A 14,926-nucleotide genomic window follows, 5' to 3' on the forward strand; every position below is an offset into this window, starting at 1 on the left:
ATACTCAGACTTTCTGCACCATGCCAGCCACAGCGGCTTTGGTTCAGGCCCGTTTCAGCAAGAGCCTGACGCCTGCACAGCCCTCCAGCCAGCTCCACACAAGCCTAATTAAAGTGGAACCCCCATGAGCCAAAATACCGCTCGTATCAGCGAGATCATCGACAACGCGAAAATCTCGCCCTATCAAATCCTGATCCTTACCCTGTGTTTCCTGATCGTCCTGCTGGACGGTTTTGACACTGCCATCATCGGCTATATCGCCCCGGCGTTACGCGAAGAGTGGCAACTGCTGCCTGCCCAGTTATCGCCGACGTTTGGCGCGGGATTGTTCGGCCTGCTGCTCGGCAGCCTGATCTTCGGCCCGGTTGCCGATGCCATAGGGCGCAAGCGCGTGCTGCTCGCCTCCATACTGATCTTTGGCGGAGGCACTCTGGCCTCGGCCTATACCAGCTCAATCGAGTCGTTGACCCTGCTGCGTTTAATCACCGGTATCGGTTTGGGCGGGGCGATGCCCACCTGCATCACCCTGAGCTCGGAATATTCGCCGGCACGTCGGCGGATGATCATGGTCACCCTCAGTTGGAGCGGCTTCACCGCCGGTCTGGCGCTGGGCGGCATCCTTGCCGGGCAGGTTATTCCGGCCTTCGGCTGGCGTGGTTTGCTGATGCTCGGCGGCATCGCGCCATTGTTGCTGTTGCCGTTGCTGGCCTGGCAGATGCCCGAGTCAGCGCGCTTTATGAGTGCCAGCCCGAAACATGCCGATAGCCTGCGCCAGGTGGTCGAGCGTATCACCGGCAAAAGTTGGGCCAGCGTGACGATTATCGATGATGAACGCCCCGCGCTGGCCAGATCGCCAATCTCCCACCTGTTCATCGAAGGTCGCGCAGTGCGCACTTTGCTGCTGTGGGTGGCATTCTTCTGCTCGTTGTTTGTATTTTATCTGCTCACCAGTTGGCTGCCGAGCATCCTCAAGGATACCGGGTACGATATCGTCCACGCTTCGCGCATCGGGGCGATGGTGCCGCTGGGCGGAACCCTCGGTGCCATCCTTATGGCGCTGCTGATGGACCGCGTCGGCCCCTACCGGGTATTGGCCCTGTCGTACCTGGGTGCCGCGCTGGTGATTGGCGCTACCGGTTATCTGATGGGGGACGCCTATACGCTGGCGGTCACCGTATTCCTCATCGGTTTCGGCGTGGCCGGTGCGCAGAACGGCCTGAATCTGGTCTCCGCTACCCTTTACCCTACCGCCGCTCGCGTCACCGGAGTCAGCTGGGCGATGGCGAGCGGTCGCTTCGGCTCGATAGTCGGTTCAATGCTTGGCGCCTGGATGATTGTCGCGGCAGGGACGTCGGAGATGTTCTTCATCTGGCTGGCGCTGCCGGTACTGGTGGGCTCTGCCGCTATTTTCCTGCTCTACCGGCTCAGCGTGAACCGCCGCGTCCCTGTGCCAGACTCCGCGTTATCAAACTGATAAAACGAAAAAGCCGAGGCGACATCCGCAGGATGCAGCCTCGGCCGGCAATAAAAAAAGGGGCCGTGGCCCCTTTTCTCTTGTTCTGCTTTATTCCGCTTTAGCGGTAGCCGCTTCTTCAGTGCGGTACAGATGAACATCCATCTGCGGGAACGGAATGCCGATATTGTTGGCATCCAGCGCGCGCTTGAAGTTCTCCATCAGATCGAAGTATACGTTCCAGTATTCCGCGTTGGTGGTCCAGGAACGGGTGACAAAGTTCAGTGAAGATGGCGCCATCTCGTTCAAGCGTACGGTTACGCCTTTGGCGTGCATGATGCGCTTGTCGGCAGCGATCACATCACCCAACACTTTTTTCACCACGTCGATATCGGCGTTATAAGCCACGCCAACCACGATGTCTACGCGGCGGTTTGGCTCGCGAGAATAGTTGATGATGTTGCCGGCGATGATTTTGCCGTTCGGCACCACGATGGTTTTGTTGTCTGCGGTACGCAGCGTGGTGGAGAAAATCTGCACCTGGTCGACGGTACCGGCTACGCCGCCCAGATCGACATATTCACCGGCACGCAGTGGACGGAAGGCCACCAGCAGCACGCCTGCAGCGAAGTTGGACAGTGAGCCCTGCAGCGCCAGGCCGACGGCCAAACCTGCGGCACCCAACACGGCGATCACCGAGGTGGTCTGAACGCCAACGCGCCCCAGCACGGCGATAAAGGTGAAGGCCAGAATGCCGTAACGCGCCATGGCAGACAGGAAGTCGGCAACCGTGGCGTCAATACCGCGCAGCTTCATCACCCGGCTTAATGCATTGCTGACTACGCGTGCAATGATCGAACCGATGATGAAAATAACGATCGCCGCGACGATGTTCACCGCGTACTGAATCAATAAGTCCTGGTTCTGCACCAGCCAGTTACCGGCACCATTAATGCCATCTACTACATTCAGATCTTTCATTCGTGTCGTCCTAACTTGTCCCTAAGGGGATAAACTCGCAAAAAAACTGACATCAGCCGTCAGTCGGAAACCACCGCCTTAGGTTAACCAACATTTCCACCGCATGCCAACCGTAAGCGTCAAAAATAGCCGAAACAGCCGCCACGCTTCTTCTATGCTGAACACAGCGCTATCGCCTTTATAACGATAAGGAACTTCATCGGTTATGCACATTCCATCGTCAATCAAACACTACTGGCAGGTTCGGCCAAGGCTGCTGCTGTCCGTCGGTGCGGGCATTTTGTGCTACCTGCTGCTGCCCGCCACGCTTTCTGAGCTGCAGCGACTGATGCTCGGCTGGAACGTTTTGGCCTGGTGCTATCTGCTGTTTCTCTGGCGACTGATGCTGATCAGCACGCCAAAGCACATCCGCCAACTGGCACGGGCACAGGATGAGAGCGCCAGTATGGTGCTGGCACTGGTCAGCATCGGTTGTCTGGTGAGCATTTTATCCATTCTGTTTGAGCTGAGCACCGCCAAACAGGTCAGCGATTCTCTGAAGACGCTGCATCTGGCGCTGACCGGCGCGACGCTGGTGGTGTCCTGGTTATTGCTGCCCACGGCATTTACCATGCACTATGCCCATCAGTTTTATCGTCAGGGTGCACAGCAGGATCCGCTGCCGCTGTTGTTTCCCGGCGACCTTAAGGAGCCGACCTATTGGGACTTTGCCTATTTCTCGTTTACCATCGCGGTGGCTTCGCAAACTGCCGACGTGGCCGTCGGTGCGGCCGAGGTGCGCAAAGTCGCTCTACTGCAATCGGTGATTTCCTTTGTTTTCAACCTGGTGATCCTGGGGCTGTCGATTAACGTCGGCGCCAGTCTGTTGGGCTAGCAACGAAAAAGGCTCCCCGAAGGGAGCCTTTCAATATGGCTAACAGCTGACCGAGATTACAGAACGTCTACTGCGTTCAGATCTTTGAAAGCCTGTTCCAGACGAGTAATCATGGAAGTCTGGGCTGAACGCAGCCATACGCGTGGATCGTAGTATTTCTTGTTCGGCTGGTCGGCGCCTTTCGGGTTGCCCAACTGGCCCTGCAGGTAAGCTTCGTTCGCTTTGTAGTACTGCAGGATACCGTCCCAGGTTGCCCATTGGGTGTCGGTATCGATGTTCATTTTGATCACGCCGTAACCTACGGATTCTTTGATCTCTGCGTCGGTAGAACCGGAACCGCCGTGGAACACGAAGTTCAGGCTGTTGTGCGGCAGATTGAATTTCTTGGACACGTAGTCCTGAGAATCACGCAGGATGGTCGGAGTCAGTTTAACGTTGCCTGGCTTGTATACGCCGTGCACGTTACCGAAGGACGCTGCGATGGTGAAGCGTGGGCTGATGGCGTTCAGTTTTTCGTACGCGTAAGCCACGTCTTCCGGTTGGGTGTACAGAGCGGATGCGTCCATATGGCTGTTGTCCACGCCATCTTCTTCACCGCCGGTGCAGCCCAGTTCGATTTCCAGGGTCATACCGATCTTCGCCATGCGAGTCAGGTATTTGCTGCAAATTTCGATGTTTTCTTCCAGGGACTCTTCAGACAGGTCGATCATGTGAGAAGAGAACAGTGGCTTACCGGTAGCCGCGAAGTGTTTCTCGCCAGCGTCCAGCAGGCCGTCCAGCCATGGCAGCAGTTTCTTCGCACAGTGGTCGGTGTGCAGAATAACCGGCACGCCGTAATGCTCAGCCATCTGGTGAACATGATGTGCACCAGAGATAGCGCCCAGAATTGCTGCACCCTGAGGAACGTCAGTCTTCACGCCTTTACCGGCGATGAACGCGGCACCGCCGTTAGAGAACTGTACGATAACCGGAGCACGCACCTTCGCTGCTGTTTCCAGCACGGCGTTGATGGAGTCGGTACCTACGCAGTTCACTGCTGGCAGAGCAAAGTTGTTCTCTTTAGCTACTGCGAATACTTTCTGAACGTCATCACCAGTGATGACACCCGGTTTTACGAAATCAAAAATTTTAGACATGTTACTTTGTCCTGTTTCGTCGGCCGTAGATGGATGTAAATCGATTTTTCATGCCGCGCCGCATTATGCCGCGCGGTATAAAACAAACGGGCGGCTTTCGCCTCCCGTTGTCTGAATTACTGCTTAGCGCGCTCTTCCAGCATCACGACCGCCGGTAACGCTTTACCTTCCACGAATTCCAGGAAGGCGCCGCCGCCGGTTGAGATGTAGGAAATCTTGTCAGCAATGCCGAACAGGTCGATTGCTGCCAGGGTGTCGCCGCCGCCTGCGATAGAGAAGGCTTCGCTGTCTGCGATAGCGCGAGCGACAATTTCGGTGCCCTTACGGAAGTTAGGGAACTCGAATACGCCAACCGGGCCATTCCACAGAATGGTTTTGGCGTTCTTCAGGATAACGGCCAGACGCTCGGCTGAGACGTCGCCCATATCCAGAATTTGCTCGTTGTCCTGAATTTCGTTCGCCTGCTTCACGGTTGCAACCGCAGTTTCAGAGAACTCGGTCGCCACGCGCACGTCGGTCGGAACCGGAATGTCGCAGGTTTCCAGCAGTTTCTTGGCGTTGTCGATCAGATCAGGTTCGTACAGAGACTGGCCCACGTTGTTGCCCTGCGCCGCCACGAAGGTGTTGGCGATGCCGCCACCGACGATCAGCTGATCGGCGATTTTGGACAGGGAATCCAGTACGGTCAGTTTGGTGGAAACTTTAGAACCACCCACGATGGCAACCATCGGACGGGCTGGGTTGCCCAGCGCTTTACCCAGCGCTTCCAGCTCTGCAGACAGCAGCGGGCCGGCACAGGCAACAGGCGCGAACTTGCCCACGCCATGGGTGGAAGCCTGTGCACGGTGTGCGGTGCCGAAGGCGTCCATCACATACACGTCACACAGTGCCGCATATTTCTTGGACAGGGTTTCGTCGTCTTTTTTCTCGCCCTTGTTGAAACGGACGTTTTCCAGCACGACCAGCTCGCCTTCTGCAACATCAACGCCATCCAGGTAGTCTTTAGCCAGACGTACCGGGTTTTTCAAGTGTTCTTTCAGATAGTTGACAACAGGCAGCAGGGAGAATTCTTCGTTGTACTCGCCTTCGGTAGGACGACCCAGGTGGGAAGTTACCATCACGCGGGCGCCTTGTTTCAGCGCAGCTTCAATAGTCGGCAGGGAGGCACGGATACGTGCATCGGAAGTCACTTTACCGTCTTTCACTGGAACGTTCAGATCGGAGCGGATCAGAACGCGTTTACCTGCCAGATCCAGATCGGACATGTTAATTACAGACATGGTGAACCCTCTTGGTTGATTCTCTATAAAGTTGCCTGAGCGGCGCACCGGCCAGTGCCGATGCCGCCGTACTAGAAACCGCTTGCGGCCATTGCCCGTGTTGTATCCAACATCCGGTTGGCAAAGCCCCATTCATTATCACACCAGACCAAGGTCTTGATCAGGTGTTGTCCGCTGACCCGAGTCTGCGTACCGTCGACGATAGCGCTGTGCGGGTCATGGTTAAAATCGATCGAGACTAATGGTAGTTCCGTATAGTCAACTATACCACGAAAAGATCCCCGTGCGGCCATTTGCAACAGCTGGTTGACCTCTGCCACTTTCACCGCCGAACTGACGCTGACGCTGAGATCGATGGCCGTCACGTTGATGGTCGGTACACGTACGGAAATCGCTTCAAAACGATCGCAAAACTGCGGAAAAACGCGGGTAATACCGGCGGCCAGCTTGGTGTCGACCGGAATAATCGACTGGCTCGCCGCGCGGGTGCGCCGCAAATCCTGGTGATAGGCGTCTATCACTGGCTGATCGTTCATTGAGGAGTGAATGGTGGTCACCGTGCCCGACTCGATGCTGTAGGCATCGTCCAGCAGTTTGATCACCGGAATAATGCAGTTGGTGGTGCATGACGCATTGGACACGATGCGGTGTTCCGCCAGCAGCGTCTGATGGTTGACGCCAAACACGATGGTGGCGTCCAGATCGTTGCCGCCGGGGTGAGCGAACAACACTTTTTTCGCCCCCGCCGCCAGATGGGCCTCGCCATCCGCCCGACTGCCGTACACGCCGCTGCAGTCCAGCACCACGTCAACGCCCAGCTCGCCCCAGGGAAGCTGTTCCACCGCCGGCTGGTGCAGCAAACGAATGGTATCGTCCCCGACGGTCAACATGTCGCATTCCTGGCGAACATCCCAGGCAAAACGGCCATGGCTGGAGTCGTATTTCAGCAGGTGGGCCATCCCCTCGGCGTTCGCCAATTCGTTGATCGCCACCACGGAAATTTCCGCTCTTCGTCCCGACTCATACAGTGCGCGTAAAACGCTGCGGCCTATGCGGCCAAAGCCGTTTATCGCTATGCGGATTGTCATGCTGCTCCTGAAAAAGGGCCTTCTCACACCGGGCATGCTCACCCTATCTGAGAGAGCGCTGATAGGTTATCAAGCTCACTCGCATAGAGTACTTTAGCGCACCGCCTGCTGTGAATCGCCACGTCGCATTATTCCTTCCATCAGCCGCGTGTTCATCACCTTCACTCCGGCGTTTCAGTTGAATCCTGATGCAACTGAAACGCTTCAGCTGAGCATAAACCAAAGTTTTGCCAAAAGGAACAGATGCGACAGCTCGCCTGACAACTGATCGACACTTTGCGGGAATAAAATGATCTGGCGCACACTTTTGCCTCCTCCTTGCCCTAGCGACACGCCAGGTATTCCGACAACAACGAGGCTTCGCCATAGTGTTGGCGGAAATAATCGCGCAAAAATTCGACGGTCACCCGCACCTTCGCCGAGGTCGCCAGGCGTGAAACGTACACCGCCCAAATATCTGCCGGCTGGTAGTAGTCCGTCAGGATATGCACCAGCCAGCCATTTTCAATACTCTCCCGTACGTCCCAGAAAGAACGCAGCGCAACACCCTGTCCGTCCAGGCACCATTGATGCACAATTTCACCGTTGTTGGATGACAGCCCGCCGGTCACCTTCACCGCCTCCTCCCCTTGCGGCCCCTGCAGTCGCCACAGCCCAAAAGGATGGTCACGCTCTTTAATTGCCAGACATGCGCGTCCGGAAAGCTCGCTCAAGGTTTTCGGTGTGCCGTAACGCTGCAGGTATTGCGGAGACGCGCACAAAATGCGTTGGTTCTGCGCCAGCTTGCGGGCAATCAGATTGGGGGCAATGTCATCACCGATGCGGATATCCAGGTCAAAACCTTCGCTGACCAAATCCACCAGCCGATCGGAAACGTCCAGCCGCAGTTCAAGCGCCGGGTATTCCAGCGCCAGCGCCGACAGTGCAGGGCCGACAAAACGCCGACCGAAGCCGAAACTGCTGACAATACGCAACGTACCTTGCGGTGCCTTACGGGCGTCGGAAAGCTCATCCATCATTTGATCGACGTCGTTCAGAATGCGTTGTGCCCACTCGTAAATGCGCTCGCCATCTTCGGTGATCGCCACCCGGCGCGTAGTGCGGTGCAGCAACGACACGTCCAGCGCCTTTTCCAACAGCGCAATACGTTTGCTGATGAATGCCGGTGAAACGCCCAGCTCGTCGGCGGCGGCGGCAAAACCGGCGCGTCGCGCCACCAACACAAACACCCGCAGGTCACTCAGGATAGGTAGATTATTCATGATTCGTGTTTTATGTTTCACCGTTTCCAGCATTGATTAACAGTTAGTCAATTATAGGATGGAAGGGATGTCAATCGCCCCTCTTCACAAGTGAGATCCTATGAGCAAAAGCTATAAAATCGCCGCCATACCGGGAGACGGTATTGGCCAGGAAGTGATGCCGGAAGGCATTCGGGTGTTGCAAGCTGCTGCCGCGCGTTGGGATTTGTCCCTGGAGTTTGAAACCTTCGAATGGGCCAGCTGCGATTATTACCTGCAGCACGGCCAGATGATGCCGGACGATTGGTTCGAGCAACTACAAGGCTTTGACGCCGTCTATTTTGGTGCCGTCGGCTGGCCGGACAAGGTGCCGGACCATATCTCGCTGTGGGGCTCATTGCTAAAATTCCGTCGCGATTTCGATCAGTACGTCAACCTGCGTCCGGTGCGCTTGTTCCCCGGCGTGCCCTGCCCGCTGGCAAATAAGAACCCGGGGGATATCGATTTTTACGTGGTGCGTGAAAATACCGAAGGGGAGTACTCGTCGCTCGGCGGCCGAATGTTTGAAGGCACAGAACGCGAAATGGTGATCCAGGAGTCGGTGTTCACCCGCCACGGCGTCGACCGCATTTTGAAATACGCCTTTGAGCTGGCGCAACAACGCCCGCGCAAGACGCTCACCGCCGCCACAAAATCCAACGGAATGGCGATCAGCATGCCGTATTGGGATGAACGTGTAGCCGCCATGGCGCAGCAGTATCCGGACATTCGCTGGGACAAACAGCATATCGATATTCTTTGCGCGCGCTTCGTGCTGCAACCCGAACGTTTCGACGTGGTGGTAGCCTCCAACCTGTTCGGCGACATCCTGTCCGATCTTGGCCCGGCCTGCGCCGGCACTATCGGTATCGCGCCTTCGGCCAACCTGAACCCCGAGCGCAATTTTCCGTCATTGTTCGAGCCGGTGCACGGTTCCGCACCGGATATTTTCGGCAAAAAAATCGCCAACCCTGTCGCCATGATCTGGGCCGGTGCCATGATGCTGGACTTCCTCGGTAAGGATGAACCACGCTATCGCCAGGCGCACGACGGTATTCTCGCCGCCATCGAACAGGTTATCGCCTGCGGGCCACGTACCCCGGACATGCACGGCGATGCCACCACCCAGCAGGTCGGTCAGGCGATCGCCTCCCTGCTTTAACCTAAACATTCACACCATAAATGACTATGCAGAGCGATATATATCGCTCTGCATAGTCACGTGCTAATTTTGTATTCCTCCATAAATTCTCATCGTAATTCGCTGAAAAGCCCCCGAAAAGCCACACTAATTCTCCGGTCAAGATCACAACAAATTATTTACATACCGTGTTTTATCCCTTCACAGATACCTCAATTGTGGCAGTTGGGTAATTTGTGCACACTCTCAAATGTTAATGAAGGGTAAAAACTCATGACATCTAGCGTGTCGAGATACCTGCCCTACGTGGTCTAACAAACGGCTTAACGCCAATCAATAAGGCCGATAAGCGTGCTGATTGCACGCAACGGCCAACCACAAATAACAGGAGTTCACTCCCATGCAGAGCACGCCTAAAAAGGATGTCATGCTCATCGCGATCAGTCTGTGCAGCATCACGCTGATCGCTATCTGCCTGATGCTATTTCCTGCACAATCCGCACTGGTAGCCACCACCATTTTTAACGCTGTCACCCGCCTGTTCGGTTCGACCATTCAGGTGCTGGTACTGATGGCACTGCTGGTGGTGCTTTATCTGGCCTTAAGCAAATATGGCAATATCCGCCTTGGTGAAGGCAAGCCGCAGTACCCCACTCTAGCCTGGGTGTTTATGTTCATCTGCGCTGGGCTGGGTTCCTCAACCCTGTACTGGGGCGTAATGGAATGGGCCTATTACTATCAAACGCCCGGGCTGAATATCGCGCCACACACGCCAAAAGCATTGGAATACAGCATCAGCTACTCGTTCTTCCACTGGGGGCTGAGCGCCTGGGCAACCTATGCCTTGGCCTCACTGATCATGGCCTATCACTTTCATGTCCGTAAAAATAAAGGCTTGAGCCTGTCCGGCATTATCTCGGCCATCACAGGTGCACGCGCCGACGGCCCTATAGGGCGAGCGGTAGATCTTATTTTCCTGGTTGCTACCGTGGGTGCATTGACTATTTCACTGGTGTTAACCGCCTCCACCTTCACCCGCGGGCTGACGGCATTAACCGGTATTCCAGACACCTTCGCATTACAGGCCACAGTGATCCTATTGGCCGCAGTAATTTTCTGCCTCAGTTCGTACATTGGTATCGACGGCGGCATGCAGCGGCTGAGCAAAATGGTCGGCTGGGGGGCGTTTATCTTCGCCGCACTGGTACTGTTGGTCGGCCCGACCGAATTCACCATTAATAACACCGTTAACGCTATCGGTCTGACGGCGCAGAATTTCCTGCAGATGAGCCTGTTTACCGACCCCATGGGAGACGGCAGCTTTAGCCGCAGTTGGACAGTGTTCTACTGGCTGTGGTGGATTTCCTATACGCCTGGCGTGGCCATGTTTGTGACCCGGGTTTCTCGCGGGCGCAAGATCAAAGAGGTGATTTGGGCCCTGCTGCTCGGCAGCACCCTCGGTTGCTGGTTCTTCTTCGGTTCGCTGGAAAGCTTCGCCATGCATCAATTCATCAGCGGGCAGTTGAACGTACCGGAGATCCTCAACGTTCAGGGCGGAGAAACGGCGGTGCAAATGCTGCTGATGTCGCTACCACTCGGCAAACTGTTCCTGGCGGGCTACCTGTTTATCATGATTATTTTTCTGGCGTCGCATATGGATGCCGTCGCCTACACCATGGCGGCCACCAGCACCCGGAATCTGCAAGAGGGGCAGGATCCCAGCCCGATGCTGCGCCTGTTCTGGTGTGTGGTGATCACGCTGATCCCGCTGTCGATTCTGTTCACCGGTGCCTCGCTCGACACCATGAAAACCACCGTTGTCCTAACCGCCTTACCGTTTCTGTTGGTGCTATTGGTCAAAACTTACGGGTTCGCCCGCTGGCTGAAACAGGACTACGCCGCGATACCGGCGCACCTGATCGACGTCAGCCGGCCGACGTTGAGCACACCGTCAGAACCTCCGGCCGTTAACCCGTTAAACAACACAACCGTCGTCTGAAACACTCCCGTGGAATAAAAATAAAGAAGAGGAAGGTTATTATGAGCACAGTAATCCCCGCATTGACGTTACCCAAAGACTTCTGCGCCGATGCCCGCGAGGCGTATACCATTCCGGCTCAGTTTTATACTCACCCGGCCGCATTCGATCATGAAAAAGAACGGGTGTTCGCCAACAGCTGGATCTGCGTGGCGCACGGCAGTGAAGTGGCGCAGCCGAATGAATACATCACCCGCGAGATCATCGGCGAAAATATCCTGGTGGTACGCGGTCGCGACAAGGTGTTGCGCGCCTTTTACAACGTTTGCCCACACCGTGGACACCAATTGTTGTCCGGCGACGGCAAGGCCAAAAACGTCATTACCTGCCCGTACCACGCCTGGGCGTTCAAGCTCGACGGCGAACTGGCCCATGCGCGCAACTGCGAGAACGTGCATAACTTCAATAAAGACATCGCCCATCTGACGCCGGTACGGGTAGAGGAATACGGCGGATTTATTTTTATCAATATGAACCCGCAGGCCGGCAGCGTAGAAGATCAACTGCCCGGCCTGGCGGCCAAGGTGCGCGAAGCCTGCCCGGCGGTAGACGACCTGAAGCTGGCAGCACGTTTCACCACCCTCACCCCGGCCAACTGGAAGAACATCGTCGACAACTATCTCGAATGTTATCACTGTGCCCCGGCGCACCCCGGCTTTGCCGATTCGGTGCAGGTCGATCGCTACTGGCACACCCTGCACGGCAACTGGACGATGCAGTTTGGCTACGCGCGCCCTTCCGAGCAGTCATTCAAATTCGAAGAAGGCAAAGACGCCAGCTTCCACGGCATCTGGCTATGGCCATGCACCATGTTCAACATCCCGCCGCTGGAAGGCATGATGACGGTGATTTATGAGTTCCCGGTCGATGCGGAAACCACCCTGCAACACTATGACATTTATTTCACCAACGAGGAGCTGACCGCCGAACAACAGAAGTTGATCGAATGGTATCGCGACGTGTTTCGCCCAGAGGATCTGCGGCTGGTGGAAAGTGTGCAGAAAGGGCTGAAGTCACGTGGCTATCGCGGGCAAGGACGCATCATGGTTGACGGTGCGGGCAGCGGCGTTAGCGAACATGGTATCGCGCACTTCCACAACCTGCTGGCGCAGGTCTTCCAACCTTAAATGTACAGGGGCCCCTCGGCCCCGTTAACCCATGAGGTCATCCGGTGAATATTTCCGATCAATCACTGTTCCGCCAGCAGGCGTTTATTAACGGCCAATGGTGCGATGCATCCAATCACGAAACCTTGCCGGTCAGCGATCCGGCGACCGGCCAACTTATAGGCCAGGTGCCGAACATGGCACAACCCGAAGCACAACACGCCATAGCCTGCGCACAACAAGCGCTGGCAGGCTGGCGTAGTCTGCCAGCCCAACAACGGGCACTGCATCTGCGCCGCTGGTTCGAATTGATGCTGGAGCACCAGCAGGATCTGGCGTCGCTAATGACGCAGGAACAAGGTAAACCGCTGGCAGAATCGTTGAGCGAAATCCGCTATGCCGCTTCGTTTGTCGAGTGGTTCGCCGAACAGGCAAAGCGCACCAACGGCGATATCATTCCTTCACCCAGTGCTGACAAGCGCCTGATGGTGATCAAACAAGGCATCGGCGTTTGTGCCGCCATTACGCCGTGGAACTTCCCAGCGGCGATGATCACCCGAAAAGCGGCACCGGCACTGGCGGCCGGCTGCACGCTGATCGTTAAGCCCGCCAATGAAACGCCTTATTCGGCGCTGGCAATGGCGGAGCTGGCTAACCGTGCGGGCATTCCCGCTGGGGTTTTCAACGTGATCACCGGCAATTCACAGATCATCGGTGCCGAGCTGACCAGCAATCCGCTGGTCCGTAAGCTGAGCTTTACCGGTTCCACCCCGGTTGGTCGCGTGTTGATGCGCCAAAGCGCCGACACCATCAAAAAGGTCTCTCTGGAACTGGGTGGCAATGCGCCCTTTATCGTGTTCAAGGATGCGGATATCGACGCTGCCGTTGAGGGTGCATTAGTCGCCAAATACCGTAACGCGGGGCAAACCTGTGTTTGCGCTAACCGTTTCTATATCCACCGTGACGTTTACCCGCAGTTCACAGAAAAATTTGTCGCTCGGGTAGCGGCGCTGAAAGTGGGTAACGGCTTCGATCACGATGTGCAAATAGGTCCGTTAATCAACCGTAAAGCACGAGACAAGGTCATGGAACTGCTGAACGATGCACAAAACAAAGGGGCCATCCTACTCACCGGCGGTCATCCGCACCCGCTGGGCGGCAATTTCTTCACGCCGACGGTACTGGGGGACGTTCAAGCCAGCTCACTCTTGCTGGAAGAAGAGATTTTCGGCCCGGTCGCACCGCTGGTGGTCTTTGACGATGAAGCAGAAGTGCTGCAACGCGCAAATGACACGATCTATGGGCTGGCGGCCTATTTCTACACGCGCGATGCTGCGCGCATCTGGCGGGTTTCGGAGCAGTTGGAATACGGCATGGTAGGCATCAACACTGGCCTGATATCCAACGAGGTGGCACCGTTCGGTGGCGTCAAACAGTCCGGTCTGGGGCGTGAAGGCTCCACCTATGGCATAGACGATTATCTGGAACTGAAATATCTGTGCCAGGCGGTATAACCTGTTATGCGCGGGCGCAGCCCGTGCTCTGGAGTGAATAACATGTCCAGTTATCGGATGTTTGATGTCCGCGTGATCGAAATCGAAACCATTACCGCGCAGGTAAAGCGTTTTACTCTGGCGGACCCGATGCAGCGGCCGTTGCCGGCCTTCAGTGGCGGCAGCCATATCATCGTGCAGATGCAACAGGGGGAACAACGCTACAGTAATGCCTACTCCCTGCTCAGTTCCCCTTTCGACTTGCAGCACTATCAGATCGCCGTACGGCGCGAGTCGCCCTCGAAAGGCGGATCCAACTTTATGCATAACAACCTGCAGGTAGGCGATACGCTGACCATAAGTACGCCGAACAATCTGTTTGCATTGGCACCGACGGCGGAACAACACCTGCTGATTGCCGGCGGCATCGGCATTACGCCGTTTATGGCACAACTGCATGAACTGCACCAGCGCGGTCAACGTTACCGGCTGCACTATTGTTTCCATAGCGAAGAACAGAATGCTTTTCAGGCACAGCTGCTGACTTCCCCCTTTGCTGAACATGTCCACTACCATGTTTCCACCCAGGGTAGCCGTTTAGATTTGGCACGCCTGCTGGCAGACATCGAACCTGCAACCCATATTTACGTGTGTGGCCCACCGGCGTTGAACGATGCGGTATTGCAGGCGGCTTCCGCGCACGGGATTGAGAAGGCACGTCTGCACCGCGAGGCCTTTGCCGTCACTGACAGCCAAGGGAAAGCCTTTACGCTGGTATTGGCTCGCTCAGGGATTGAGCTGGAAGTGGCACCAGAGATGACCATTCTGCAGGTGCTGGAAAACAGCAAGGCAGCGAAAGTGGAATGCCTATGCCGGGAAGGTATTTGCGGCACCTGTGAAACGCGAATTATTGAAGGGGAAGCTGACCACCGCGATCAGTATCTGAGCGAGGAGGAACGAGAAGCGCAGCAGAGCCTATTGATATGCTGCTCAAGGGCCAAGGGGCAACGGCTGGTACTGGATTTGTAGTTCAACCAACCGCGCCCGCCACAGGCG

At 56.1% G+C, this 14,926-nt stretch carries 12 protein-coding genes; 7 read left to right on the forward strand and 5 right to left on the reverse strand.

Annotated features, from left to right (window positions below; translation table 11 throughout):
• Nucleotides 1-124: 124 nt before the first annotated feature.
• Nucleotides 125-1,474 (forward strand): aromatic acid/H+ symport family MFS transporter, encoded by a 1,350-nt coding sequence (locus tag EBA31_RS21315; protein WP_020828519.1) that lies wholly within the window; start codon nucleotides 125-127, stop codon nucleotides 1,472-1,474.
• Between the two features lie 90 nt (nucleotides 1,475-1,564).
• Here the strand turns inward: EBA31_RS21315 and mscS are convergent, their stop codons facing one another.
• Entirely contained in the window at nucleotides 1,565-2,434 is an 870-nt protein-coding gene (mscS, locus tag EBA31_RS21320; RefSeq protein WP_020828520.1) for a small-conductance mechanosensitive channel MscS, read from the reverse strand.
• A 205-nt stretch (nucleotides 2,435-2,639) separates the two neighbouring features.
• Between mscS and EBA31_RS21325 the strand changes: the two genes are divergently transcribed.
• The gene (locus EBA31_RS21325) at nucleotides 2,640-3,308 is read left to right on the forward strand and encodes a DUF1345 domain-containing protein (RefSeq protein ID WP_020828521.1); all 669 of its coding nucleotides are present in this window, start codon (nucleotides 2,640-2,642) and stop codon (nucleotides 3,306-3,308) included.
• Between the two features lie 56 nt (nucleotides 3,309-3,364).
• Here EBA31_RS21325 and fbaA read toward each other — a convergent pair whose 3' ends face one another.
• The 4 genes from fbaA to EBA31_RS21345 form a co-directional block, all read right to left on the reverse strand.
• Nucleotides 3,365-4,444 carry a class II fructose-bisphosphate aldolase gene (gene fbaA, locus EBA31_RS21330; protein ID WP_020828522.1) on the reverse strand — a complete coding sequence of 360 codons (1,080 nt, stop codon included), beginning with the start codon at nucleotides 4,442-4,444 and terminating at the stop codon, nucleotides 3,365-3,367.
• Nucleotides 4,445-4,560: 116 nt separating this feature from the next.
• A complete protein-coding gene (gene pgk, locus EBA31_RS21335; protein ID WP_020828523.1) occupies nucleotides 4,561-5,724 on the reverse strand; it encodes a phosphoglycerate kinase in 1,164 nt (387 codons plus the stop codon).
• Nucleotides 5,725-5,795: 71 nt separating this feature from the next.
• On the reverse strand, nucleotides 5,796-6,812 hold the full coding sequence (gene epd / locus EBA31_RS21340) for an erythrose-4-phosphate dehydrogenase (RefSeq protein WP_020828524.1): 1,017 nt from the start codon (nucleotides 6,810-6,812) through the stop codon (nucleotides 5,796-5,798).
• Between the two features lie 323 nt (nucleotides 6,813-7,135).
• A complete protein-coding gene (locus tag EBA31_RS21345) occupies nucleotides 7,136-8,095 on the reverse strand; it encodes a LysR substrate-binding domain-containing protein (protein WP_162302913.1) in 960 nt (319 codons plus the stop codon).
• 79 nt (nucleotides 8,096-8,174) lie between these two features.
• Between EBA31_RS21345 and EBA31_RS21350 the strand changes: the two genes are divergently transcribed.
• The 5 genes from EBA31_RS21350 to EBA31_RS21370 all read left to right on the forward strand — a co-directional run bounded on the left by EBA31_RS21350 (nucleotide 8,175) and on the right by EBA31_RS21370 (nucleotide 14,899).
• Nucleotides 8,175-9,254: a tartrate dehydrogenase gene (locus tag EBA31_RS21350; protein WP_122080157.1), complete on the forward strand. Its 1,080-nt coding sequence runs from the start codon at nucleotides 8,175-8,177 to the stop codon at nucleotides 9,252-9,254.
• A 379-nt stretch (nucleotides 9,255-9,633) separates the two neighbouring features.
• Nucleotides 9,634-11,232 (forward strand): BCCT family transporter, encoded by a 1,599-nt coding sequence (locus EBA31_RS21355; protein WP_122080158.1) that lies wholly within the window; start codon nucleotides 9,634-9,636, stop codon nucleotides 11,230-11,232.
• 41 nt (nucleotides 11,233-11,273) lie between these two features.
• A complete protein-coding gene (locus EBA31_RS21360) occupies nucleotides 11,274-12,398 on the forward strand; it encodes an aromatic ring-hydroxylating dioxygenase subunit alpha (RefSeq protein WP_020828528.1) in 1,125 nt (374 codons plus the stop codon).
• A gap of 44 nt (nucleotides 12,399-12,442) precedes the next feature.
• The gene (locus tag EBA31_RS21365) at nucleotides 12,443-13,891 is read left to right on the forward strand and encodes an NAD-dependent succinate-semialdehyde dehydrogenase (RefSeq protein WP_122080159.1); all 1,449 of its coding nucleotides are present in this window, start codon (nucleotides 12,443-12,445) and stop codon (nucleotides 13,889-13,891) included.
• A 42-nt stretch (nucleotides 13,892-13,933) separates the two neighbouring features.
• Entirely contained in the window at nucleotides 13,934-14,899 is a 966-nt protein-coding gene (locus tag EBA31_RS21370; protein WP_122080160.1) for a PDR/VanB family oxidoreductase, read from the forward strand.
• Nucleotides 14,900-14,926 lie beyond the last annotated feature (27 nt).

This window comes from Serratia sp. P2ACOL2, assembly GCF_003691565.1.
In the GTDB taxonomy this organism is placed as follows: Bacteria; Pseudomonadota; Gammaproteobacteria; order Enterobacterales; family Enterobacteriaceae; genus Serratia; species Serratia liquefaciens.